The 24,159-nt window shown below is 69.4% G+C and carries 21 protein-coding genes; 15 read left to right on the forward strand and 6 right to left on the reverse strand.

The features are described from left to right. The first annotated feature begins 85 nt into the window (after nucleotides 1–85). The 5 genes from ACQHIV_RS09125 to ACQHIV_RS09145 all read left to right on the forward strand — a co-directional run bounded on the left by ACQHIV_RS09125 (nucleotide 86) and on the right by ACQHIV_RS09145 (nucleotide 6,869). Nucleotides 86–754: a TetR/AcrR family transcriptional regulator gene (locus ACQHIV_RS09125; RefSeq protein ID WP_427893034.1), complete on the forward strand. Its 669-nt coding sequence runs from the start codon at nucleotides 86–88 to the stop codon at nucleotides 752–754. Beyond that, a complete protein-coding gene (locus tag ACQHIV_RS09130; RefSeq protein ID WP_427893035.1) occupies nucleotides 754–2,487 on the forward strand; it encodes an ABC transporter ATP-binding protein in 1,734 nt (577 codons plus the stop codon). Before ACQHIV_RS09125 ends, ACQHIV_RS09130 begins: the two co-directional genes overlap by 1 nt. Next, complete coding sequence (locus tag ACQHIV_RS09135) at nucleotides 2,484–4,538, forward strand: ABC transporter ATP-binding protein (RefSeq protein WP_427893036.1); 2,055 nt, start codon at nucleotides 2,484–2,486, stop codon at nucleotides 4,536–4,538. The genes ACQHIV_RS09130 and ACQHIV_RS09135 overlap by 4 nt, the downstream gene beginning before the upstream one ends. Before the next feature lie 92 nt (nucleotides 4,539–4,630). Continuing rightward, nucleotides 4,631–5,953: a hypothetical protein gene (locus ACQHIV_RS09140; protein WP_427893037.1), complete on the forward strand. Its 1,323-nt coding sequence runs from the start codon at nucleotides 4,631–4,633 to the stop codon at nucleotides 5,951–5,953. A 70-nt stretch (nucleotides 5,954–6,023) separates the two neighbouring features. Continuing rightward, complete coding sequence (locus tag ACQHIV_RS09145) at nucleotides 6,024–6,869, forward strand: nucleoside hydrolase (RefSeq protein ID WP_427896445.1); 846 nt, start codon at nucleotides 6,024–6,026, stop codon at nucleotides 6,867–6,869. Here ACQHIV_RS09145 and ACQHIV_RS09150 read toward each other — a convergent pair. Genes ACQHIV_RS09150 through ACQHIV_RS09160 form a run of 3 tightly spaced genes read right to left on the reverse strand, consistent with a single transcriptional unit; the run spans nucleotide 6,832 to nucleotide 9,815 of the window. Next, on the reverse strand, nucleotides 6,832–7,644 hold the full coding sequence (locus ACQHIV_RS09150) for an alpha/beta fold hydrolase (RefSeq protein ID WP_427893038.1): 813 nt from the start codon (nucleotides 7,642–7,644) through the stop codon (nucleotides 6,832–6,834). The genes ACQHIV_RS09145 and ACQHIV_RS09150 overlap by 38 nt on opposite strands. A 48-nt stretch (nucleotides 7,645–7,692) precedes the next feature. After that, complete coding sequence (locus ACQHIV_RS09155; protein ID WP_427893039.1) at nucleotides 7,693–8,898, reverse strand: M20 metallopeptidase family protein; 1,206 nt, start codon at nucleotides 8,896–8,898, stop codon at nucleotides 7,693–7,695. After that, the gene (locus ACQHIV_RS09160) at nucleotides 8,895–9,815 is read right to left on the reverse strand and encodes a 5'-3' exonuclease (protein ID WP_427893040.1); all 921 of its coding nucleotides are present in this window, start codon (nucleotides 9,813–9,815) and stop codon (nucleotides 8,895–8,897) included. The genes ACQHIV_RS09155 and ACQHIV_RS09160 overlap by 4 nt, the downstream gene beginning before the upstream one ends. 83 nt (nucleotides 9,816–9,898) lie before the next feature. On the opposite strand from ACQHIV_RS09160, the gene ACQHIV_RS09165 reads away from it, so the two are divergent. Further along, nucleotides 9,899–10,339: an Lrp/AsnC family transcriptional regulator gene (locus ACQHIV_RS09165; RefSeq protein WP_141860629.1), complete on the forward strand. Its 441-nt coding sequence runs from the start codon at nucleotides 9,899–9,901 to the stop codon at nucleotides 10,337–10,339. Continuing rightward, a complete protein-coding gene (locus tag ACQHIV_RS09170) occupies nucleotides 10,336–10,992 on the forward strand; it encodes an HAD family hydrolase (RefSeq protein WP_427893041.1) in 657 nt (218 codons plus the stop codon). The genes ACQHIV_RS09165 and ACQHIV_RS09170 overlap by 4 nt, the downstream gene beginning before the upstream one ends. Here the strand turns inward: ACQHIV_RS09170 and ACQHIV_RS09175 are convergent. Continuing rightward, complete coding sequence (locus tag ACQHIV_RS09175) at nucleotides 10,986–12,632, reverse strand: hypothetical protein (RefSeq protein WP_427893042.1); 1,647 nt, start codon at nucleotides 12,630–12,632, stop codon at nucleotides 10,986–10,988. The two genes, ACQHIV_RS09170 and ACQHIV_RS09175, sit on opposite strands and share 7 nt — an antisense overlap. Nucleotides 12,633–12,737: 105 nt before the next feature. Beyond that, a complete protein-coding gene (locus ACQHIV_RS09180; protein WP_427893043.1) occupies nucleotides 12,738–14,204 on the reverse strand; it encodes a KamA family radical SAM protein in 1,467 nt (488 codons plus the stop codon). Between the two features lie 151 nt (nucleotides 14,205–14,355). Here ACQHIV_RS09180 and ACQHIV_RS09185 point away from each other — a divergent pair, with 151 nt between their 5' ends. The 7 genes from ACQHIV_RS09185 to ACQHIV_RS09215 all read left to right on the forward strand — a co-directional run bounded on the left by ACQHIV_RS09185 (nucleotide 14,356) and on the right by ACQHIV_RS09215 (nucleotide 22,323). Continuing rightward, the gene (locus ACQHIV_RS09185; protein WP_427893044.1) at nucleotides 14,356–15,390 is read left to right on the forward strand and encodes an L-erythro-3,5-diaminohexanoate dehydrogenase; all 1,035 of its coding nucleotides are present in this window, start codon (nucleotides 14,356–14,358) and stop codon (nucleotides 15,388–15,390) included. 3 nt (nucleotides 15,391–15,393) lie between these two features. Beyond that, nucleotides 15,394–16,977 (forward strand): amidohydrolase, encoded by a 1,584-nt coding sequence (locus ACQHIV_RS09190; RefSeq protein WP_427893045.1) that lies wholly within the window; start codon nucleotides 15,394–15,396, stop codon nucleotides 16,975–16,977. Next, the gene (locus ACQHIV_RS09195; protein WP_427893046.1) at nucleotides 16,965–18,530 is read left to right on the forward strand and encodes a lysine 5,6-aminomutase subunit alpha; all 1,566 of its coding nucleotides are present in this window, start codon (nucleotides 16,965–16,967) and stop codon (nucleotides 18,528–18,530) included. Before ACQHIV_RS09190 ends, ACQHIV_RS09195 begins: the two co-directional genes overlap by 13 nt. Beyond that, nucleotides 18,527–19,264 (forward strand): OAM dimerization domain-containing protein, encoded by a 738-nt coding sequence (locus tag ACQHIV_RS09200; RefSeq protein ID WP_427893047.1) that lies wholly within the window; start codon nucleotides 18,527–18,529, stop codon nucleotides 19,262–19,264. Before ACQHIV_RS09195 ends, ACQHIV_RS09200 begins: the two co-directional genes overlap by 4 nt. Further along, nucleotides 19,265–19,654, forward strand: coding sequence for a hotdog domain-containing protein (locus ACQHIV_RS09205; protein WP_427893048.1), 390 nt, complete (start codon nucleotides 19,265–19,267; stop codon nucleotides 19,652–19,654). It begins immediately after the preceding gene. Nucleotides 19,655–20,199: 545 nt separating this feature from the next. Then, nucleotides 20,200–21,786 (forward strand): apolipoprotein N-acyltransferase, encoded by a 1,587-nt coding sequence (lnt, locus tag ACQHIV_RS09210; RefSeq protein ID WP_427893049.1) that lies wholly within the window; start codon nucleotides 20,200–20,202, stop codon nucleotides 21,784–21,786. Nucleotides 21,787–21,834: 48 nt separating this feature from the next. Next, on the forward strand, nucleotides 21,835–22,323 hold the full coding sequence (locus ACQHIV_RS09215) for an FxsA family protein (RefSeq protein WP_427893050.1): 489 nt from the start codon (nucleotides 21,835–21,837) through the stop codon (nucleotides 22,321–22,323). Here the strand turns inward: ACQHIV_RS09215 and ACQHIV_RS09220 are convergent. Next, on the reverse strand, nucleotides 22,320–23,165 hold the full coding sequence (locus ACQHIV_RS09220; RefSeq protein WP_427893051.1) for a LysR substrate-binding domain-containing protein: 846 nt from the start codon (nucleotides 23,163–23,165) through the stop codon (nucleotides 22,320–22,322). The two genes, ACQHIV_RS09215 and ACQHIV_RS09220, sit on opposite strands and share 4 nt — an antisense overlap. Nucleotides 23,166–23,247: 82 nt before the next feature. Here ACQHIV_RS09220 and ACQHIV_RS09225 point away from each other — a divergent pair, with 82 nt between their 5' ends. After that, nucleotides 23,248–24,153, forward strand: a complete 906-nt coding sequence (locus ACQHIV_RS09225; protein ID WP_427893052.1) for an MBL fold metallo-hydrolase — start codon at nucleotides 23,248–23,250, stop codon at nucleotides 24,151–24,153. Nucleotides 24,154–24,159: the final 6 nt, after the last annotated feature.

The raw sequence follows: 24,159 nt of genomic DNA on the forward strand, positions 1-24,159 counted from the left end.
AGGACCTCGACAATACTTGAGGTCAACCGCATGCCGGCAAAAAATGTAGTTGTGAGTGAGTACTCACTCAGTTACCTTTGATCGCGTGAGCCCACGAGCGACCCCACTACCTCCCGAAGAGCGCCGCGCCGCGATCATCGAGGCGACGCTGCCGTTGCTCGAGGAGTTCGGTCCCGAGGTCAGCACCAAGCAGATCGCCGAGGCCGCCGGGGTCGCGGAGGGCACGATCTTCCGCGCGTTCGGCAGCAAGGACGCGCTGATCAGCGCCGTGATGATGACCGCGCTGGACACCACCGACCTGATCAACGGCCTGGCGGCGGTGGACCGGACGCTGCCGTTGCGCGAGCGGACGATCGCCGCGGTCGAGGTCGGTCAGCGGCGGCTGAGCCAGGTGTTCCGGCTGATGCTGTCGATGCGGCTGCGGCAGCCGCCGGACTTCAAGCAGACACCGGTCGACGAGGCCCGCCGCAAGCGGCAGTCCGACCAGGCGAACGCCGCGTTCGCCGACCTGCTGCGACCCGACGCCGACCAGCTGCGGCGCCCGCCCGAGGAAGTGGTCCGAATGATCGGCCTGATCACCTTCTCGGCCACCCACCCAATGATTTCCGGCGGCCACGTGCTGACCGCCGAGGAGATCGTCGACTTCGCGTTCGACGGTGTCCGCAAGCACCACACCGGTCAGCCACCGGCCACCGAGGACGCCGCCGGTCTCGCACCCGTCGGCGCCCGCCGTCACGACTCTGGGGATGATTGATGTTAGTTCGAGTCTTGCGTACGCACTTGCGTCCGTACGCGGGAAACCTGCTCCTGGTGGTGGTCCTGCAGCTTGTCGGGACGATCGCCTCCCTCTACCTGCCGACGCTGAACGCCGACATCATCGACAACGGTGTGGCCAAGGGCGACACCGGCTACATCATGGGCACCGGCGGCTGGATGCTCGGCGTCAGCCTGCTGCAGATCGCCTGCACGATCACCGCGGTGTACTTCGGCGCCAAGACGGCCGCGCTGTTCGGCCGCGACGTCCGGTCGGCCGTGTTCCACCGGGTCGGGGAGTTCTCCGCCCGTGAGGTCAACCAGTTCGGCGCGCCGACGCTGATCTCCCGCAGTACGAACGACGTACAGCAGATCCAGATGCTCGTGGTGATGACCACGACAATGCTGGTCGCGGCGCCGATCACGATGATCGGCGGCATCATCATGGCGGTCCGGCAGGACGTCGGGCTGTCCTGGCTGGTCGTGGTGGCGGTCCCGCTGCTGGCCGGCTGCGTCGGCCTGATCGCCAGCCGGATGGTCCCGCAGTTCCGGAAGATGCAGAAGAACATCGACGGCGTGAACCGGGTGCTGCGTGAGCAGATCACCGGCATCCGGGTGGTCCGGGCGTTCGTCCGCGAGCCGCACGAGGTCGAGCGGTTCGGCGAGGCGAACGCGAACCTGACCGACACCGCGATCCGGGCCGGCCGGCTGATGGCGCTGGTGTTCCCGACCGTGATGCTGATCCTGAACGTGTCCAGCGTCGCGGTGCTGTGGTTCGGCGCGTCCCGGATCGAGGACGGCAAGATGATGGTCGGCGCGCTGACCGCCTTCCTCAGCTACCTGATCCAGATCCTGTTCTCGGTGATGATGGGCGTGTTCGTGATGATCATGGTGCCGCGCGCCGCGGTCTGCGCGGACCGGATCGCCGAGGTGCTGGACACCGAGTCGTCGGTGCGGCCGCCGGTCACGCCGATCAAGAGCTTCACCGGGCGCGGCCAACTGGTCTTCGAGCGGGCCTCGTTCAAGTACCCGGGGGCCGCGGAGCCGGTGCTGCGCGACATCAGCTTCGTCGCGTCACCGGGTCAGACGACCGCGATCATCGGCAGTACCGGTGCCGGAAAGACCACGCTGCTCTCGCTGGTGCCGCGGTTGTTCGACGCGACCGAGGGGCGGGTGCTCGTCGACGGCATCGACGTACGCGAGATCGAGCCAGAGGCGCTGTGGGAGCGGATCGGGCTGGTGCCGCAACGTCCGTACCTGTTCTCCGGGACGGTCGCCAGCAACCTGCGGTACGGCAACCCGGACGCGACCGACGAGGAGCTCTGGGAGGCGTTGACGATTGCCCAGGGCAAGGACTTCGTCGAGGCGATGCCGGAGGGGCTGGAGGCGCCGATCGCCCAGGGCGGTACGAACGTGTCCGGCGGTCAGCGGCAGCGGCTCGCGATCGCGCGGGCGCTGGTCCGGAAACCGGAGATCTATCTGTTCGACGACTCGTTCTCGGCCCTCGACCTGGCCACCGACGCCCGGCTGCGGGCGGCGCTCCGGCCGGTCACCCGGGAGGCCTGCATGGTGATCGTCGCGCAACGCGTCTCGACGATCATCGACGCCGACCAGATCGTGGTGATCGAGGACGGCGCGATCGTCGGCAAGGGCACCCATCAGGAGTTGCTCGACACGTGCCCGACGTACGTCGAGATCGTCGAGTCCCAGCGTTCCGCGGAGGAGGCGGCATGAGCGCGCAGGACAAGCCGTCACCCAACGGGGACGCACCCGCGGCGAAGACCGTGAAGGCGACCGAGCGGCCCACCACCGGTCGCGCGTTCGGACCGCCCGGAGGTATCCCGGGGGACAAGTCGCTGAACTTCCTGCCGTCGGCGAAGCGGCTGCTCGGCCGGCTGCGTCCGTACCGGCTGCAGGTCGCGGGCGTCGTACTGCTGGCCATCTGCAGCGTGGGCCTGTCGGTGCTCGGCCCGAAGATCCTCGGTCGCGCGACCGACCTGATCTTCGCCGGCGCGATCGGCAAGCGGCTGCCGCACGACATGACGAAGGCGGAACTGATCGCGCAGTACCGGGCCGCCGGCAACGGCCGGCTCGCGGACCTGCTGCAGGGGATCGACCTGATCCCCGGGGTCGGCATCGACTTCGATGCCCTGCGCAACGTCCTGCTGCTGGTGCTCGCGCTGTACGTCGGCGCGTTCTTCCTGTCCTGGGCGCAGGGCTACATCCTGAACGGCGTCGTCCAGCGGACCATCCTCGGGCTGCGGTCCGACGTCGAGGACAAGCTGAACAGGCTGCCGCTGAGTTACTTCGACGGTGCGCCGCGCGGTGAGCTGCTCAGCCGGGTCACCAACGACATCGACAACATCTCGACCAGCCTGCAGCAGACGCTGAGCCAGCTGCTCACCTCGCTGCTGACGGTGATCGGCGTGATCACGATGATGTTCGTGATCTCCCCGGTGCTGGCGCTGATCGCGCTGATCACGATCCCGGTCTCGATGGTGCTGACCGCGGTGATCGCGAAGCGGTCGCAGGTCCGGTTCGTCGCCCAGTGGCGGCACACCGGCGCGCTGAACGGCCAGATCGAGGAGGCGTTCACCGGGCACGAACTGGTGAAGGTGTTCGGCCGGCAGAAGGAGATCCAGGCGAACTTCGACGCCAAGAACGACGAGCTGTTCAAGGCCGCGTTCGGCGCGCAGTTCATCTCCGGGCTGATCATGCCGCTGATGATGTTCATCGGGAACGTGAACTACGTGGTGATCGCGGTGATCGGCGGTCTGCGGGTGGCGTCCGGAACCATGTCGCTGGGCGACGTGCAGGCGTTCATCCAGTACTCGCGGCAGTTCACCCAGCCGCTCACCCAGGTGGCCTCGATGGCGAACCTGCTGCAGTCGGGCGTGGCCTCGGCCGAGCGCGTCTTCGAAGTACTGGACGCCGAGGAGCAGGTGCCGGAGGACGCGACCCCGGAGCAGGTCACCGACGCCCGCGGGCGGGTCGAGTTCGAGCACGTGTCGTTCTCGTACGACCCGGAGAAGCCGCTGATCACCGACCTGAGCCTGGTCGCCGAACCCGGCCAGACGGTCGCGATCGTCGGCCCGACCGGCGCCGGCAAGACCACGCTGGTCAACCTGATCATGCGGTTCTACGAGCTGAACGGCGGGAAGATCACGCTCGACGGTGTCGACATCACCGAGCTCACCCGGCACGACCTGCGCTCGCGGATCGGCATGGTGCTGCAGGACACCTGGCTGTTCGGCGGCACGATCCGGGACAACCTGCTGTACGGCAACCTGGACGCAGGAGAGGAGGACATGCTCGCGGCGGCGAAGGCGACGTACGTCGACCGCTTCGTGCACAGCCTGCCCGACGGCTACGACACGGTCATCGACGAGGAAGGCAGCAACGTCAGCGCCGGTGAGAAGCAGCTCCTCACCATCGCCCGCGCGTTCCTCGCCGACCCGCAGTTGCTGATCCTCGACGAGGCGACCAGCTCGGTCGACACCCGTACGGAGGTCCTGGTCCAACGCGCCATGGCCGCCCTGCGCTCCGACCGCACGAGCTTCGTCATCGCCCACCGCCTCTCCACCATCCGCGACGCGGACCTGATCCTGGTGATGGAGAACGGCGCGATCGTCGAACAGGGCAACCACACCGAACTCCTCGCCCTCGACGGCGCCTACGCCCGCCTCTACAACGCCCAGTTCAGCGGCGCCGTAGTAGACATCGACGAGGAAGCCGCCGCCCTCACCCCAACCCCAACCCCCGCCGGCCGCCCAATGGCCCGCTGACCCCACAGCAGGCGAGGCCGCCCCGAACGGCCTCGCCTGCCTGCTGTGGATAACTTCCGCGGGACGATGGCCAACTGTGCGGTACTTGATGCGTGTTCGAGAACGCAGACTTCGTACTGGAGCTGAGCGCGCGGACCGCGCAGCGCGTCGCCGATCAACTGGGCATCGAGGAGGACCCCGATGTCATGACGCTGCGGCACGCGTACCTCGTCGCCTACCAGTTTCCGGCGTCGCTGATGGTCAGAGTCGCCGACAACATGCTCGTCGACCTCAGAGAAGATGTTGGCAGCCGGAACGTCGATCGAGTGGTCGCACTCGGCCGCGACGGACATCATCTTGCCCTCGCGATGTCGAAGCTCGACGGACCGTTCTTCGGTCGGCACGGCGCGAACCTGGTGCTCTCGCGCGTGCTGGTCGAGAACGCACTTCAGGATCTGGAGCGTCACCAAGGGCTGCGCTTCCCGGAACTGCAGGGCTTCCGGGGTGCGGCGGCACGAGTGCGGCCGGCGGACACTGTCGGTGGGTTTCGTAGGCTGACCGACTACCTGCACGCGCACGGCGTACCCGTCGGCCGGCCGGGAAGCCGGGTCGCGCTCGTCGACACGAGCTTCAAAGGCAGCGTGCAGGAACTGCTCGCCGCGGTGTATCCGGAGACCGAGTTCGTCGGGCGGTACGCCTTCCATGCCGAATCGCCGGACGACCCCCATCCGGGGACCAAGAAGGGCTATGAGGTCCACCTCTCCGCGTCGGAGACGTACCAGGGGCGTGCCTTGGAAGTCCTCCCGGCCGACGAGTCGAAGACGTTCGCGCATCGAACGGCGCTGCACACCGTCGAGAAGCTGCTGAACGGCCCGATGTCGAGTCCGGAGCGGATCGGCGTACATGGACCCGAGCAGGTCGGTCAGCGGCACGATCCGGAGCTGCTGAAGGGCCTGAGCAGGGCGCGGCTGTCCCCACGGTTGCGCGATCCTCGGGTCCGCGAGGCCGTGAAGGTGGTGAATCTGCGGGCTGTCGCGGATCTGGCGCGCCATGTTGCCGGCCGGCGTGACGCGGGCGTCGCGCTTCGGCCGTGGCTGGACGACTGGGCGGGGCGATATCGCCGCGAGGTCCGCGCGTGGATCAGCGGTCGTCCGACCGACGCGAGGCTGGCAGAGTTCCTCGACTCGTTCGTGTACCGATCCGACCACCGGCAGGTGGAGGCGCTGCAGAAGTCGTTGGACCGGGCAAGGGTTCCGGAACGCGACAGGCCCGCGATCTGGGCGGCGTACGAGCGGTGCGGGAGCGACGGCGACAAGCAGTTGTTCGCCGAGAATGTGTTGAACGCGACGCGGGGAGGTGCGGGTGGTGGGCGATGGTGGCGAGGCGGATCCCGTGGGCGAGTGGATGGCGCTCGTGGGAGCGGCCGCGGGTTCTGAGGACGGCGACGAACAGATCGTCGGTGGGCCGCCGCCCGCGCTCGGGCCGGCCGTGACGGCACGGGCTCCGATGATCATCGATACGGATGCCGGTGGGGATCTGGACGACAGTGTGGCGTTGGTGGTGGCTGGGCGGTTGGTGCCGGAGTTGGGGTTGGTGGTGACGGGGGACGAGTTCGGTGGGGAGCGGGCTCGGTTTGTGCGGTGGTTGCTGGATTTGGTGGGGCGGCCGGAGGTTGGGGTGGTGGCGGGGGCTGATTTGGGGAATCGGCGCGGGTTTGTGGTCGGGGGTATGTGTCCGGGGGATGTGCCTTGGCAGGGGACCGATGTTGCGGGCGCGGTGGATGAGGTGATGGCGCGGTGCGACGGGCCGGTGCCGTGGGTGGGGATGGGGCCGATGTCGAATCTGGCGGCGCTGCAGCGGGAGCGGCCCGAGTTGGTGGCTCGGATGGTGGTCACGCAGATGGGTGGGGCGGTCAACTACCGCGATCCGGCGCGGGCCGAGCACAACTTCCGGGCGGATCCGGCGGCGGCGATCGAGGTGCTGCCGGCGCTGGAGCGGTGGGGGCCGCCGACGTTCGTCACGTCGGACGTGACGTTCGACCCGGCGATGGAACTCACCGCGGACTCGCGGCTCTACCAGCGGTGGACCGAGCCCGGCGCGACGCCGTGGGAGCGCGTGCTGCGGGAGCAGTTCGACCGCTGGACGGCGAAGTATGTCGCGATGCAGCACGACGCGCTCGCGCTCGCGGCCGCGCTGCTCTGGCCCGGTGTGCGGTTCGCGCGGGAGCGGGTGGTGCTGGACGAGCTCGCCCGCATGAGCCTCGCGCCGGACGGGACCGAGATCGCGATGTCGGTCTCGGCCGACTATCCCGCCTTCATGAGGTGGCTGGAGCAGGCGCTAGTACGTCGGTGACGAACCGGCGGAAGCCGTCGGGCGCGGAGAACATCGGCATGTGGTCGGCGTCGGGCAGGACGGTCAGGTCGGCGTACGGCGCCTGGGTGGCGAGGCGGTGTCCCCAGAGTTGGGTGCCGTCGAAGTCCTGGCCGCCGACCAGGACCGAGACGGGGACGGTCAGTTCCGCGAACCGGTGTTTGACCGGCGGTTCGAGTTCGGCGCCGTGGTGGACCGGCATCGTCATCACCCGCGAGTTCGCGATCTCCAGCCCGACCAGCAGCCGGCGGTCGTCGCCGCTCACGGCCGGGCACCACGCCTGTACGTCGTTCTCGGCCGCCGCCGGGATGCCGTCGTTCTCGAGGATCTCCGCGTGCCGCGCGAAGTGCGCCCGCATCACCACCCGGGCCGCCTCCTCCGCGGCCGTCGAGTCCGGGAACTCCCCGAACGACCCACCGACGACCCCCACCCGGACCAACCGCGCCGGATGCCGGTGCGCGAACCCGAGCGCCCGCCGGCCCCCGTCGGACACCCCGACCAGCACGGCGCGCCGTACGCCGGCCGCGTCCAGCACCGCGGCCAGGTCCGCGATCTCGTCGTGCGCCCGGTACGACGGAGACGACAGCCCCGTGTCGCGGTAGTCCCACGTCGTCACGCGATGCGTCTCGGCGAGCCACGCGACCGTCGATGCCCACATCCGTACGTCGGCCAGCCCGCCGTTCAGCAGTACGACGTCCGCGCCGGCGCCGTGCTGTTCGAAGTACAGGTATCCGTCGGGCACATCCACGAAAGGCATGCGGGCAGTCTGCTCGGTCGCGGACTGCCCGCGCATCGGGAATTCTCCCTAGGCCCGGTTCAGCCGCCGTACGGCGAGCTCGGCCAGCAGGGCCGCCCCGTCGGGGAGCACCGAGTCGTCGAAGTTCGCCAAGGGGGAGTGGTTGTCGGCGGCAGCGTCCGGGTCGTCGGAGGCGCAGGCGCTGAGGTTGAGGTACACGCCGGGCACCTCGTTCAGCACGTACGACATGTCCTCGGCGCCGCACCGCGGGTTCGGCCGCTCGCGGAAGCGGTCCGCGCCGAACAGGTCCTCGATCACCCCCCGCGCGAACGCGTACTCGGACGCGTCGTTGACCGTCACCGGATACCCGACCTGGTACTCCGCCTCGACCCGCAGACCGTGCGCCGCCGCGAGGCTCTCGACGAGCTGGATCGACGACGTCTGCACCTTCGCCCGCGCCACCTCGGAGAACGTCCGTACGGTCGCGTCGATGAACGCGTCGTCCGGGATGATGTTCTCCTTCGTCCCGCCCGCGATCCGCCCGACGGTCAGCACCACCGGATCGAACACGTCGAACTGCCGGGTGATCATCGTCTGCAGCGCGGTGACGATCTCGCACAGCACCGGGATCGGGTCCTTGCCGCGGAACGGCGTCGACCCGTGCGTACCCTCGCCGATCACCCGCACGTGCAGCTGGTCCGCCGCGGCCATGAACGACCCGGGCTTGCTGCTCCACATCCCGAGCGGCTGCGACGACGCGCCCACATGCAGCCCGTACGCTGCGTCCGCCCGCCGCCCCGCCGCGTCGAGGACGCCCTCGCGGATCATGATCGGCGCCCCGCCGGACGTCTCCTCGCCGGGCTGGAACATGAACACCACGTCACCGGGCAGCTCGTCCTTCAGCGCACACAGCACCTTCGCCGCACCGACGAGCCCCGCGACGTGCAGATCGTGGCCGCAGGCATGCATCATCCCGTCGTGCCGCGACTTGAACGGTACGTCGACCCGCTCGGTGACGGGCAGCGCGTCCATGTCACCACGCAGCAGTACGACGGGACGTGTGGTTGACGGCTGCCCGCGACCACCCCGCAGTACGGCGGTCACCGAGGACAGCTCCTTGCCGAGCGTGATCTCCAACGGCAGGCCGTCGAGCGCGTCCAGGATCAACTGCTGCGACTTCGGCAGGTCGAGGTCGAACTCCGGCACCTGGTGCAGCTCCCGCCGCAGCGCGACGATCTCCTCGCGGAACTTCTCCGCCAATTCACGGGTGTTCATGCTTTGGGTCCGAGGTCCAGGGCGGACATCACGCGTTGCGCGCTGCTGCCGAGTTCGAGCAGTTCGACGAGGTCCAGCCAGCGTTCCGGGTCCTTGATCTCGCGCGGCAGCGTCGCGTCGTACGTCCCGACCGGCGCGTCCTTCGCGACCGCGACCACCTTCGGCGCCACATCCAGGTAGTCGCTCGCGGCCACGATCTTCTTTTTCACCCCGGGCGCCATCGGCGTACTGGGGTCGGCGGCCGCGGCCCGGATCGCGTCGAGGTCGCCGTACGCCGTGACCAGCGCGGCGGCGGTCTTCTCGCCGACCCCCTTCACGCCGGGCAGTCCGTCGGACGCGTCGCCGCGCAGCGTGGCGAAGTCGGCGTACCGCTGGGCCGGGACCTCGTACTTCGCGAGCAGCGCCTGCTCGTCGTACACGTCGGCGCGCCCGACGCCGCGGGCTGCCGTGTAGACGACCCGGATGCCGCGGCTGTCGTCGATCAGCTGGAACAGGTCGCGGTCGCCGGTGACCACGTCGACCGGCATCGTCGCCTGGTGCGAGAGCGTGCCGATCACGTCGTCGGCCTCGTGGTCCGGGGCGCCGACGACCGCGATCCCGATCGCCTCCAGGCAGGCCCGGATGTACGGCACCTGCACCTCCAGGCGGTCCGGTACGTCCTCGACCTGCTCGCCCTTCGGCGACACGAACTCGACCCGCTGCGCCTTGTACGACGGGATCAGCGCGACCCGCCACGACGGCCGCCAGTTGTCGTCCCAGCAGGCGACCAGATGGGTCGGCCGGTGGTTCTCGGCGAGCCGGGCGATGAAGTCGAGCAGCCCGCGGACGGCGTTCGTCGGCGTACCGTCGGCCGCCTTCATCGTGTCCGGTACGCCGAAGAACGCGCGGAAGTACAACGACGCGGTGTCGAGCAGCATCAAACGCTGTTCTGTCCCTGGATCTGGTACTGGCATGGGGAGATGCTTTCACAGGCGGCGTCCGGGGCAGTAGGGTCTTCGGGATGGAGGACCTGGACCGCAAGATCGTCGGGCTGCTCGCGACCGACGGCAGGATGAGCTTCACCGACCTGGGCAAGGCGACCGGCCTGTCCACGTCGGCCGTACACCAGCGGGTGAAGCGCCTCGAGCAGCGCGGCATCATCCAGGGGTACGCCGCCACCGTCGACCACACGGCGCTCGACCTGCCGCTGACCGCACTGATCTCGATCCGCCCGATCGACCCGTCGCAGCCGGACGACTCCCCGGAGCGGCTCCGCGAGGTCCGCGAGATCGAGTCCTGCTACTCGGTGGCCGGCGACTCCAGCTACGTCCTGGTCGTCCGGGTCGCCTCACCGGCCGCGCTGGAGAACCTGCTCGCGGTGATCCGCGCCCGCGCGAACGTCTCCACCACCACGACGATCGTCCTCAGCACGCCGTACGAGCGCCGCCCACCGGCCCTGTGAAGGTCCTGCTGACGGACCTGTTCAGCACGCTGATCCCCGGCGGCGACGCGTCCCGCGACAAGGTCAACGCCCAGATGGGCACGATCCTCGGCGTCGACCCGACGGCCTTCCAGCAGGCCTTCGACGCCTCGTCCCACGAGCGCTTCATCGGCGCGTACGGCGACCTGCCCGCAACCCTCCGCCTGATCGCCGACCGCTGCGGCGGCACCCCGACCGAGGCCCAGGTGACGAAGGCCACCGCCCTCCGCCGCTCCCTCGCCCGCCGCCTCCTCGCCGCGGCGCCCGCGACGACCCTCGACACCCTCGCCACCTTCAAGGCCGCGGGTTGGCGCATCGGCCTGGTCAGCAACATCACCGCCGAAACCCAGCTCCAATGGCCCGGCTCTCCAATGGCGAAGTACTACGACGCCACCGCCTTCTCCGCCGAAGTAGGCGCCGCCAAACCGTCCCCGGCGATCTACCTGTCTGCCTGCGACTCCCTCGGCGCCCACCCGACCGACTGCATCTTCGTAGGCGACGGCAACGACGGGGAACTACCGGCCGCCGCGGCCCTCGGCATGCACGCCATCCGCACCACCGAACACGCCGACAACGCCCCGACCTGGACCGGCCCCACGATCACGACCTTCGCCGAGCTGACAACCTTTCAGTAGCCACCGGCATCGACCAACTGCTCGGTGAGCGCGACGACCTGGATCTTGCCGTGCCCCTTCGGTGGCACCAGCAGGAGCGCGTCGTGGATGGTGGTCGAGGTGAGGGCGGCCTGGTACTTCACCGTCGCGGGGCTGAAGACGTTCTCCGGGAAGCTCGCCCACCAGTACTCCCAGTTGTCCCCGATGACCAGGCGGTACTCATGGGCGAGAGAGACGAAGACCACCGCGGTACCGGACTTCGTGACGAACGCGGGGGACTGCGGTGGTGCCGCGAAGGTGTTCGTGATGCTTCGGACGGACCCGCGGTCCTTCTCGTCGGCGGCCTTCTGCTTCGCCATCGCCGCGAACATCGTGGTGACGTCCGCGTTCGGCTGGAACGCGGTGGCGTGGGACGACTTGGGCCCCTCGGTCAGGTACGTCGCGAGGCCGTTCGCGGCGACCTGTGGCGCCGATGCGAGCTTGGCGTCGTCGGACCGGGTCGCCACGTGCAGGCCGGTCAGGTCCGGGAGCTTGACGGTTGTCGGCACGAAGGATCCGAACGTGAGCATCCACGGGGTGCCGGCAGTAGTCCGCTCCCAGACGCCGAGGTGGCGGTAATCCTTGGCGCCCGACGCCTCGGACGAGCTGACGAAGCTCATCGGGTAGCTGCTGAACCGCGGTGCTCCGATCACGGGCTTGGTGTAGGTGAGCACCCCACCCGGCTTGGCCTTGGACGTCCGTCCGATCTCGAACCATGCCTGCGTCTGCCGCAGCAGGTTGCCGCCTTCGACCGTCGCGATGAGCTTGTCGTCCATCGTGGCGTTCGCCTTGCTGTTGACCGCGTTGAAATGGTCGATCACGGCCTTTGCGGTGCGGTCGCTGACTGCCGGCCGACTCACCACCTTGACGGTGTCCACGGGAGGGATCGCCGAGCATCCGGTGACCAGACCCAGCACCAGCGCGGTGCCCGCGGCCCGCCTCAGCCCCGGCGAGCCGCGGTGTACGTCACCCTGCACGCCCGGCTGCGGTGTGGTGCCGGGGGCTTGCGGCCGCACCGAGCGGCGGCGGAAGAGGACCAGGAAGATGCCCAGGGCAAGGAGGATGATGCCTGAGGCAAAGATTATGAGGGCCGTCCGGAAGGCGCTCGGGATCTCGATGCCCAGGTTGGCCTGTACGTCGGGCGTGGTCCTGCCGTCGGCGTTCATGATGACGACGTCGTACGGGCCGTCCTCGATCGGCCAGGCGATGGACTGGGTACCCGCGCCGTTCGCCTTGGTGACCCACCAGTCGAGGGTCGCGGGTGCGGCGAGCGGGCCCGCCGTACCCTTCTCGTCCTCGTTGCTGAGGGCGATCGGGTACTGGACCTGCACCAGCTTGGTGTGGCCGGTGCCCTTGAGGTAGCTGGCGACGTCGAAGTCCCGCGCCACGCCGACGAACACGGGCTGGTTCTTCGTGGACCGGACGTCGACGTGCAGTACCGGCCCGTTGCGGTTGAGCAGCTCCGGGGTGCTCGCGATCGCGAGCCCTTTGCTGCTCAACTGCTGCTCGCCGGAGTGCACCGTGTCGTCCGGCCCGATCAGCCAGAATGCGGCTACGCCGCCCACGACGGCGACCACCAGGCCCGCCACAGCCAGCAGTACGCCGACAACCCTGCGGATCACCCGCACATGCACTCCCGAGTACGACAACCGGACGAGTGGAGATGCTAGCGGTTGCCGTGTGCATCTATCTGCTGACGGAGAGCGGATTGCAGGTTGTTGCAGAAGTTAGCTGAGGTCGAGCAGTTTCTGGGATTCGGCGGTCGCGCGGGACGCGGCGGCGCGTTGTTCGGCTTCGGCGAGGTGGTTGCCGGCGTGTTCGCGCCACCAGTTCTGGCCTTCGGCCGGAAGGGTGTCGATCGGGTCGTAGTACTCGTAGGTGCGGTTCAGGGCTTCGGGGTCCTGCTGTTCGATGCCGGTGCGGTAGTTCTTCTTCCAGTACGAGATGCCGCGGACCTCGTCGTACTCGGACAGCTGGTGGACCCAGCGCTTGCCGACGTACGGGACGTCGCAGACGATGCGCGGGGTGGCGAAGCCGGGGAGGTAGCCGAGGATGCCGTGCTGGAGGTGCTGGGCGTCGCGGACCGAGACCCGCCAGTGCTCGGAGAACGGGATCATGTCGCACATGTAGAAGTAGTACGGCGTGACGTTCGCGCCGTCGAGCAACGCGAAGCACAGGTCGAGCAGCTGCGGGATCGAGTCGTTGACGCCGCGCATCAGCACGCCCTGGTTGCGGACGTCGCGCAGGCCGGCCTCGAGCATCGCCTTGGAGGCCTCGGCGACCAGCGGGGTCACCGACTGGGCGGCGTTCACGTGGGTGTGCATCGCGAGCATCACGCCGCGGTCCCGCGCGATCGACGCGACCCGCTCGACGCCGGACAGTACGTCGGACGACAGCCAGTGCTGCGGCATCCCCATCAGCGCCTTGGTGGCCATCCGGATGTCGCGGATGTTCTCGATCTCGAGCAGGCTCAGCAGGAACGCCTCGAGCCGCGGCCACGGCATGTTCGCGACGTCGCCGCCGGAGACGACGACGTCCCGGACGCCCGGCGTACGGCGCAGGTAGTCGAGCATGTCGTCCAGCCGGGTCTGCGGCTTCGCGACGAACTTGAGCTTGTCGATGACCGGCGTCGAGTTGCCGACCAGGTCCATCCGGGTGCAGTGACCGCAGTACTGCGGGCAGGTCGGCAGGATCTCCGCGAGCACCTTCGTCGGGTAGCGGTGGGTCAGCCCCTCCGTGGCCCACATCTCGTGCTCGTGCAGCGAGTCCCGGGTCGCGTGCGGATGCGACGGCCAGTCGGTACGGCGGTCACTGAACACCGGGAGCATGTACCGCCGGACCGGATCGGCGTAGAACGCCGCCGTGTAGTCCGCGGCGCCCGACGGAACGATCGTGTTCAGCATCTGCGGCGGCAGCAGCATCGACATCGTGGCCCGCTCGGCCTGGTCCCGGGCGAGGTCCTCGTAGAACCGCTCCTCGAGCAGGTCGCCCATCACGTCCCGCAGCTGCTTCACGTTCTTCACGCAGTGCGACCGCTGCCACTGCACCGAGCGCCATTCCGCGGCGGTGACGTCCTTCCAGCCGGGCAGCCGGGTCCAGTCGGGCTCGACCAGCTCGGCCCGCCGGTACACGTACGGCTGGCCGTCGCCGGGCTCTTCCGAACGCGCCAGCTCCGGGATGATCAGGTCGGTCACGGTGCCTCCGTGGCGTCAGTCGATGATGCTGTCGGATGTGAGGATAGCGATAGAACTTCCCTCAGATCCAACAGTACGCCGTAAGAATTCTCGTCACGGCCTACTTTGAGTAGTATTTTGCCTGACCGCACCGGCGTACGAAGGAGGCCATGTGTCATCGAGCCCGGTAGGACTGCACCGCGTCCTCGCCCCGTCCGGCGTACTGCCGCAGGCGGCGGCGAAACTCGACGCCCGTCCCGGGATCTGGCCCGACGAGGTCCGGATCGCGGTCGAACGCCTGAACCTGGACGCCGCGTCGTACCGCCAGCTGGCCGAGGCGCACGGCGGCGACGGTACGGCGGTCCGCCGCGCGGTCCTGGACATCATCGCGACCCGCGGGAAGATGCAGAACCCGGTCACCGGCTCCGGTGGGATGCTCGTCGGCGTGGTCGACGAGGCCGGCCCGGACTCGCCGCTCGGTGTCCGCAAGGGCGACCGGGTCGCGACGCTGGTGTCGTTGACGCTGACGCCGCTGCAGATCACCGACGAGCTGAAGGACTGGGACGGCAAGAGCGAGCAGGTCCCGGCGCAGGGGCACGCGATCCTGTTCGCCCGGTCGATCGTCGCGAAGCTGCCGGACGACCTGAAGCCGGAGCTGTCGCTGGCCGTCATGGACGTCTGTGGTGCGCCCGCGCTGACCGCCCGCGTGGTGCGGTCGTATGTCGACAAAGGCATAAAGCCTGTCGTGTCAGTAATTGGTGGCGCAGGGAAGTCGGGTTCGCTCTCCCTGGCCGCCGCGCGCCGGGCCGGCGCGGCGCGCACGATCGGCGTCGTACCGTTCGAGGCCGAGCGCGAACGCCTGACGCAGCCGGGTCTGGCGGACGTGGTCGCGCTGGCCGACGCACGTGATCCGGTCGCGCTGGCGGCGGCCGTGGGGGAGCCCGCGGACATCACGGTCGTCTGCGTCGACGTACCGGGGTGCGAGCACGGCGCCGTACTGTCGACGGCCGCGGGCGGCACGGTGATCTTCTTCTCGATGGCGACGTCGTTCTCGGCGGCGGCGCTCGGCGCGGAAGGGCTCGCGGCGGACGTGACGATGCTGGTGGGCAACGGGTACGTGCCCGGGCACGCGGAGTACGCGATGGAGCTGTTGCGGTCCGAGCCGGGTGTCCGTGGTCTGTTCGAGAGCAGGCTGGCGGAGGATTAGGCCGTGCGCACACTTCTGACGAACGGTTCCGTCTACTCACCCGCCGACCCCCACGCGACCGCGATCGCCTTCGACGACGGGGTGGTGACCTGGCTGGGCGACGACACCGGCGCGGGCGCGTACGCCGACGGCGCGGACGAGGTGATCGACCTCGACGGCAAGCTGGTGACGCCGGCCTTCGTGGACGCCCACGTGCACGCCGCGGGCACCGGTGCGCAGCTGACCGGGTTGGACCTTGCCGGTACGGCGTCGTTGACCGAGGCGCTGGACAAGCTGGCGGCGTTCGCGGCCGAGCTGCCCGCGGACGCGGTGATCGACGGCGCCGGGTGGGACGAGACCAAGTGGCCCGAGGGTCGTGCACCGATGGCCCAGGAACTGGATGCGGCGGGCGGTGGGCGGCGCGTGTACCTGGCCCGGGTGGACGGTCACTCCGGCGTGATCTCCTCCGCCCTGTTCCCGGCTGCGAAAGGCTCCGGCTTCGACAGTTCTGGGCGATTGGAGCGGGATGCTCATCACGCCGTTCGGGACGCGTTGAGCGAGTTGATCGGGCCGGATCAGCAGCGGACGCACATCGAAGCGGCCCTGCAGGCGATGGCCTCGAAAGGTATTGGGGCGTTCCACGAGATGGCCGCGCCGCACATCGGTCCGTTGTGGGAGCTGCCGATCGTGCGCCAGGTTGCGGAAGAGCTCGGGCTGTCCGCGACGCTGTACTGGGGTGAGCCCGGCGCGTTCGAGCACCTCGGGACGTACGGTCTCGCCGGCCTCGCGGGTGACCTCAACGCGGACGGTGCGCTCGGCTCCCGTACGGCGGCATTGAAGGAGCCGTACGCCGACCGCGCCGACCACCGCGGGCACGCGTACCTGACGGCGGAGCAGATCGCCGAGCACGTGATCGCGTGCACCGAGCGGAACGTGCAGGCCGGGTTCCACTGCATCGGCGACCAGGCGCTGGCGAACATCGCCCGCGGGTTCGAGCTCGCCGCGGAGAAGGTCGGCGTACAGGCGTTGGTTGCCGCGCGCCACCGTCTCGAGCACGTCGAAATGGTCGACGAGGCAACGATCGCGACGCTCGCCCGCTGCGGTGTGGTGGCCAGCGTGCAGCCGATGTTCGACGCGCACTGGGGCGGTCCGGACGGCATGTACGCCGAGCGCGTCGGCGACCGCTGGCAGGGCATGAACCCGTTCGGTTCGCTGGCCCGGGCAGGCGTCGTACTCGCGTTCGGCTCGGACGCTCCCGTGACGGAGCTGGGCGGCTGGGAGGCCGTGCGGGCGGCCGCGTTCCACCACGAGAAGTCCGAGCGGATCACCGTACGCGCCGCGTTCCAGGCGCACACCCGCGGCGGCTGGCGGGCCGCCGGGATCGACGACGCCGGCGTGCTGGCGCCCAGTACGGCGGCGACGTACGCGATCTGGCAGACCGACGCCGACCTGGTCGTGCAGACGCCGGACGAGCGGGTCGCCGCGTGGTCGACCGATCCGCGGGCCGGCGTCCCGGTGCTGCCGGATCTGAGCCAAGGGACGCCGACCTGTGTGCGGACCGCTGTCGGCGGCCGCGTGATCTACGAAGCCGAAGGATGGTCGCAGTGAAGAAGCTGGATCTTGATCCGGTCACCGTCCGGAAGGCGCGCAGCCTCGCCCGGAAGGCCGGGAGGCCGATCGTCAATCTGGCCCGCCAGCACACGACGGTGTCGGTCGAACGAGCGGTACTGCGGCTCGCCGGGCTGACCGGTGCCGATACAGAGGGCATCCCGTGGGTCAACCGGCTCGCGGACACCGTCCGTGCGGACGTCGGACTCGAGCACGGGCTCGCGTTGCCGGTGTGGGACGCGTTGGTCCGTGGTGAGGCCGAGGACCTGGCTGTGCTCGCGCAGAAGGCCGCGTCCGGGTCCGTGACGTTCCGGCTGCCGGAAGGACGGGACGCCGTCCGGGCCAGGTCGGCCGCGCGCAAGGCGGCGACGGCCGGGATGAAGCGGATCGACGGGCGGCGGCGTGAGCGGGACCGGCTGATCAAGCGGCACGGCGACCCGGAGCAGCGGCCGTGGATCTACCTGATCGTCGCGACCGGCGACATCTACGAGGACATCCCGCAGGCCCAGGCGGCCGCGCGCGAGGGCGCCGACATCATCGCGGTGATCCGGTCGACCGGCCAGTCGCTGCTCGACTACGTGCCGGAGGGCGCGACCCGTGAGGGCTTCGCCGGTACGTACGCGACGCAGGAGAACTTCCGCCTGATGCGCGCCGCCCTGGACGAGTCGTCGAAGGAGCTCGGCCGCTACGTCCGGCTGACGAACTACGCGTCCGGGCTGTGCATGCCGGAGATCGCGACACTGGCCGGGCTCGAGCGGCTCGACATGATGCTGAACGACTCGATGTACGGGATCCTGTTCCGCGACATCAACCCGATCCGCACCTTCGTCGACCAGCGGTTCAGCCGGCAGATCCACGCCCGCGCCGGGATCATCATCAACACCGGCGAGGACAACTACCTGACCACGGCGGACGCGGTCGAGGCCGCGCACACGGTCACGGTGTCGCAGCTGCTGAACGAGTACTTCGCCAAGGAGGCCGGGCTCGAGGACTGGCAGCTCGGCCTCGGGCACGCGTTCGAGATCAACCCGGACCTCCCGGACTCGTTCCGGCTCGAGCTGGCGCACGCGATGCTGGCCCGGCAGCTGTTCCCGAACGCGCCGCTGAAGTGGATGCCGCCGACCCGGCACATGACCGGCGACGTGTTCCGCGGGTACCTGCTGGACGGGTTCTTCAACCTGGTCGGCGCGATGACCGGGCAGGGCATCCTGCTGGTCGGGATGATGACCGAGGCGGTCGTGACGCCGTGGATCTCGGACCGGGATCTCGCGCTGCAGAACGTCCGCTACGTGTTGGGTGCCGCGGGCAACCTGCACGAGGACTTCCGGCCGGAGCCGAACGGGTTCATCGCGCAGCGCGCACGGCAGGTGCTGGGGGAGTCGGTGGAGCTGCTCGACCGGATCGTCGACGACGGCCTGCTGAACGCGATCGGCGACGGCACGTTCGGATTGATGAAACGTCCTCAGGACGCCGGCCGCGGCCTGGACGGGGTCGCCCGGAAGTCCGCCGCGTACTACAACCCGGCGATCGAGCTGTTGGAGGAGGGGCTGTGAGCATCATCCGGCCGTACGGCGACACCACCGGGGACGGGATGGTGCAGCTGTCGTTCACGTTGCCGGTCCCGCACGACAAGCGGGCCGAGGGCGCCGCGGTGCAGCTGGCCAACAAGATGGGCATGGACCCGGCGCTGGTCGTGCACGCGAAGGCGATCGGACCGGACTTCACGTTCTTCGTCGTCTACGGCCCGGTGAACCACCTGGTCGACACCTCCAAGGTGGAGGTCGTCGAACGCGACTACCCGTTGCTGTCGCCGAAGGAGGTGAACCTCGCGATCCGCAAGCGACTGCGCCGCCGGCTGACCGTGGTCGGCGCCTGCATCGGCACCGACGCGCACACGGTCGGCATCGACGCGATCCTCAACATCAAGGGGTTCGCCGGCGAGAAGGGCCTGGAGTACTACCGCGAGGTGAAGGTGGTGAACCTCGGCGCGCAGGTCGCCGTACCGGAGCTGGTCCGGCGCGCGCGGGCGGAGAAGGCGGACGCGATCCTGGTCTCCCAGGTGGTGACGCAGCGCGAGGCGCACGTACTGAACACCAAGGAGATGTCGGCGGCGTTCCGGGAGGCGTACTCCGAGGACACCCGTCCCGTACTCGTTGCCGGCGGCCCCCGTTTCACCGAGCAGATGGCGGGCGAGCTGGGCGTCGACCGGGTCTTCGGCCGCGGTACGACGCCGGGTGAGGTGGCCAGCTACCTGGTCGACGCATTGGTCACGAAGAGGAGCGCTTAGGTGTCGAAGGCAACGATCGGTCTGACCGTCACGCATCGCCGCTACATCCCCTACAGCCACGCGCACTACGCCGGGAACCTGGTCGACGGCGCGTACGTGCTCGGCCTGTTCGGTGACGTCGCGACCGAGGTGTGCATCCAGGCGGACGGCGACGAGGGCCTGTTCGCGTCGTACTCCGACGTCCAGTTTCTGCAGCCGCTGCGGGCCGGGGACGTGGTCGAGGTGAGCGCCACGATCAGCCGGGTCGGCAACCGCAGCCGGGACCTGGACTTCAGCGCGTACGTCGTCTGCCGCGGTCGTCCGGACCAATCCGCCTCGGCGGCCGAGGTGCTCGCCGAACCGCTGGAGATCACCCGGGCCAAGGGAACCGTTGTCGTCCCGGTTGGGTGACGATTGGTTGCCCTGGGTAACGATTACGTGGAGTGCCGATCTCGCTCTGTAACGTGACTTGAATGAGGGCGATTCGTTTTCCCTTGTGGGACAGGCGATAGTGTTACAACGGGCCCAAAGAGCCGGGGGACAGGTTGACACCGGCGCTCTCAGCGAGCATCGTTTTGGGAGTCGTCATATCCCGTTTGTTCAACGGTCACACGAAGTTCGGCCACCGGATGATCCCGCGACGCTGACCAGGCCAGTGCCAGGCCTGAGTCGACGGGGGCTGAGATCGCCGGTGGTAAGCCCCCCGCGGGGCAGAGGTGGAAGAGGCTCGGCGGCCAGTAGACAACAGCCGTGCGGTGCGCAGCCAGCGTATCGGCGGTTGGTCCGAAGGCACGCCGAGCCTCTTTCCTCTGTCCGGACCCGAACCGCATCGCTGTGATTCAGCCGGTCCGGTGACCGACCCCGAGGCTGACAACGACCGACACCTCCTGGCTACTGGTCGGATACATTGGCGTGTCCTGGACGTTGTACGGTCGTGCGACCGGCGGCGTCCGCCGGTGAGTGAGGACAAGGGGTACCGCGTGGACCGGTTGAAGGCGCTGGGGCGGCTGCTGCCGCGGGTGGCGGTGGCCGTGCTGGCCGGGGGGATGCTCGGCTTCGCGTTCCAGCCGCACGACCTGCCGTGGCTCACGATCCTCGCCGTACCGCTCTTCCTGGCCGCGCTGCAGGGGATCTCGATGAAGGCCGGCTTCCTCGTCGGCGCGGGCTTCGGGATCACGTACTACGCCGTCCTGGTGCCGTGGCTGAGCGTGATCGGCGGCGACGCCGCGATCGCGCTCGCCGTCCTCGAAGGGTTGTTCTACGCGGTCTTCGGGTTGTTCGCGACGCAGGTGCTGAAGCTGCGCTGGTGGCCGTTGTGGATCCCGTGCCTGTGGGTCGCGACCGAGTTCGCGACCGCGTCCGTGCCGTTCGGCGGGTTCCCGTGGGGCAAGCTCGCCTGGGCCTTCGCGGACGCGCCGCTCGGGCGACTGGCCGCGTACGTCGGGATCGCGGGGCTGAGCTTCCTCGTCGCGTTCCTCGGCGTGCTGGTGTACGCCGCACTGCGCCGGGGGACCGCGCTCCGGATGCGGGTGGTGGGTCTGGTGGCGGGGCTGGCGATCGTGTTCGGGAGCGCGCTGATCCACCTGTCGTTGGCCGGCGACGGGAAGAGCGTGACGGCCGCGATGGTGCAGGGCAACGTGCCGGGCAAGGGGCTGGAGTTCCTCGGCCGGGCGCGGACCGTGACCCAGAACCACCTGAAGGCGACGCTCGACCTGGAGAAGGAGGTCCAGGCCGGCACCGTGAAGAAGCCGGACCTGGTGATCTGGCCGGAGAACTCCACCGACATCGACCCGTACAAGGACGACGAGACCCGGGCCGACATCGAGGAGGCCGTGAAGGCGGTCGACGTGCCGATCCTGGTCGGCGCCGTCACCGAAGGCCCCGGGCCGAACGAACGGCAGACGACCGGGATCGTGTGGGACCCCGCGACCGGGCCGGGCCAGCGGTACGCGAAACGGCACCCCGTGCCGTTCGGTGAGTACATCCCGTTCCGCAACCAGCTGCTGCCGTACATCCACCGGCTGGAGATGATCGGCGCGCAGACCGTGCCCGGTGTCGGGCCTGGCGTGATGCCGATCCGCGGCGTCACGTACGGCGACGTGATCTGCTTCGAGCTGGCGTACGACAACGTGATCCAGGACGTGGTGAAGGGCGGTGCCCAGGTCCTGATCGTGCAGACGAACAACGCGACGTACGGCGGCACCGGGCAGCCGGAGCAGCAGTTCGCGATCACCCGGATGCGCGCGATCGAGACCGGCCGGACGATCCTGATCGCCTCCACCAGCGGCATCTCCGGCGTCATCCGCCCGGACGGATCGGTCGAGCACAAGTCGGCGCAGTTCACCCGGGACGTGTACGTCGCGAACGTGCCGCTGCAGGACGGCCACACGCTCGCGACGACCCTCGGCGGCTGGCCGCAGTGGGTGCTGACCGCACTCGGGCTGCTCGGGCTGGTGCTCGCGATGGTCGCCCGCCGTCGTACGCGCGAGGACACGACGGAGCCGCCCGCCTCCGCGAGGGAACGCGAGAAGGTTCCTGCCTGAGGGTTTCCCCGTCTGTAACACTGGAGGGAACCTGGGAAGGGACAGAACATGCCGTGGTTGATCGCGCTGGCTCTGCTGGCCGTACCGGTCCTGGAGATCTTCGTGATCATCCAGGTAGGCCACGCCATCGGCGGCTGGCCCACCCTCGGCCTGCTCGCCCTGGAGACAGTCGTCGGAGCCTGGCTCGTCAAGCGCGCCGGCCGCCGTGCCTGGTCGACGCTGCAGTCGGCCCTCCAGTCCGGCAACGTCCCCGACGGAAAGAACACGTCCGGCCGTGACCTGACCGACAGCGGCATGGGCCTGATCGGCGGCGCCCTGCTGATCGTCCCGGGCTTCATCACCGACGTCGTCGGCCTGTTCTTCCTGCTGCCCTTCACCCGCCCGCTGGCCCGCCGCCTCGGCACCCGCTTCCTCAGCCGCCGCGCGGCCACCCTCGCCCCGCCGAACTTCGCGCCGTTCATGCCCGGCGCCACGCAAGCCCAGCGACCGGCCTCCGGCGACGTCATCCAGGGCGAGGTCGTCGACCCGGAGCGCTAGCGGTAGATGGCCTTCGCGGACTGAAGGAACGAGAGCGCCAGGGGAGTGTTCTCGCTCCAGGCGACCACGACAGGACTCGGCGGCAGATCGAGGACCGGTACGACGGCGAACTCCGGGCCGGGGTTGTGGTTGGTGAGCGGCGTCAGGCCGATCGTGGCGTTCCAGAGGACTGACTGGAGGCATTCCTGGACGGCGCGGACGACGGGGCCTTCGCGGTGGGTGCCGGCGTTCCAGTAGGACTGCCATTCGGGGTCGGTACCGGGTGGGAACTGGAACCAGCGGCGGTCGGCCAGATCGGCGAGGGTGAGCGTTTCGCGGGCGGCGAGCGGGTCGTCGGCCCGGAGTACGGCGCCGACCGGATCCGCGCGGAGACGGTGGACGTGCAGGCCCGTCCGGTTGAACGGGCCGCGGGTGAGGGCGACGTCGACGAGGCCGGTCCGGAGACCGCAGGTGGGGTCGTCGAGGTCGGTCTCGCGGATGTGGACCTCGACGTTCGGGTGCCGGTCGCGGTACGCCGCAGCGAGGCGGGAGATGTCCGGGTCGGTGCTGTCGCCGAGGATGCCGACAGTGAGGGACGCGGCGCCGGCGGCGGCCGCGACCCGGGTGCGGAGGCGGTCGGACTGGGCGAGGAGTGTGCGGGCCTCGGCGAGGAGGGCGGTGCCGGCAGGGGTGAGGCTGACGCCGGACGCGGAGCGGTGGAACAGCGTCGTACCGAGGTCGGCCTCCAGTTGCCGGATCGCGCGGCTCAGTGGAGGCTGGCTCATGTACAGGCGGGTGGCGGCGCGGCCGAAGTGCAGTTCCTCGGCGACGGCGACGAAGTACCGCAGGGTGCGTAGTTCCATCACCTGCGACGATACCCGTTGGGTATCGGCGATGCGGGACAGGTCTTGGACGCGGCGCGGGCCCGGGTGGTGCGCTGGACGCATGCTCGAAGACCCGATCGTCCAGGTGACCGACATCCAGGAACTCGCTCGCGACGTGGTCGTGATCCCGAACCGGAACGTCGACCTCGTCCCCAACATCACGCTGATCGGCGGCACCGACGCGGTGCTCGTCGTCGACACCGGCCTCGGGCCGCGGAACGCGGAGCGGGTGCTCGAGTTCGCGGGGGAGTACGCCGCGGGGCGCCGGCTGTACCTCACGACGACGCACTTCCATCCGGAGCACGCGTTCGGCGCGGACGTGTTCGCGGGCGCCGCGACGTACCTCGTCAACCGTGCGCAGGCCGACGACCTGGCGACGAAGGGGGAGGGGTACCTCGAGATGTTCCGGCAGCTCGGCGAGCCGGTCGCACGGGAGCTGGACGGTACGACGATCCCGGCGCCGGACCTGACGTACGACGAGACGTACGAGCTGGACCTCGGCGGCCGGACGGTGGTGCTGCGCGCGACCGGACGGGCGCACAGCAAGGGCGACCAGGTCGTCACGGTGCCGGACGAGGGCATCCTGCTGACCGGCGACCTCGCCGAGGCGGACCAGTTCGCGATCTTCCCGTGGTTCCCGCCGTACGACGTCGACGTGTCCGGCGTGCGCTGGATCGGGGTGCTCGACGCGCTGCTCGCGGATCGTCCGCGCGTCGTCGTCCCCGGTCACGGCGACGTCCGCGACGCCGGCCTGCTCACGGACGTCCGCGACTACCTGGTCGAACTCCGCGACGAGACCTGGGTACGCCGCGACTCCGCGATGCCGGAGGAGACCGTCGCCGCCGAGATTCGCGCGCTGATGATCAAGCGCCACCCCGACTGGCGCCTCCCGGAGTGGATCGACCGCGGCGTCGGCTGCCTGTGCGCGGAACACGCCGCGACCGTCGAACGACCGAGCCGAGCGTAGTCTGAG

Origin of the sequence: Kribbella polygonati, assembly GCF_050320105.1 — a bacterium.
Classification (GTDB): domain Bacteria; phylum Actinomycetota; class Actinomycetes; order Propionibacteriales; family Kribbellaceae; genus Kribbella.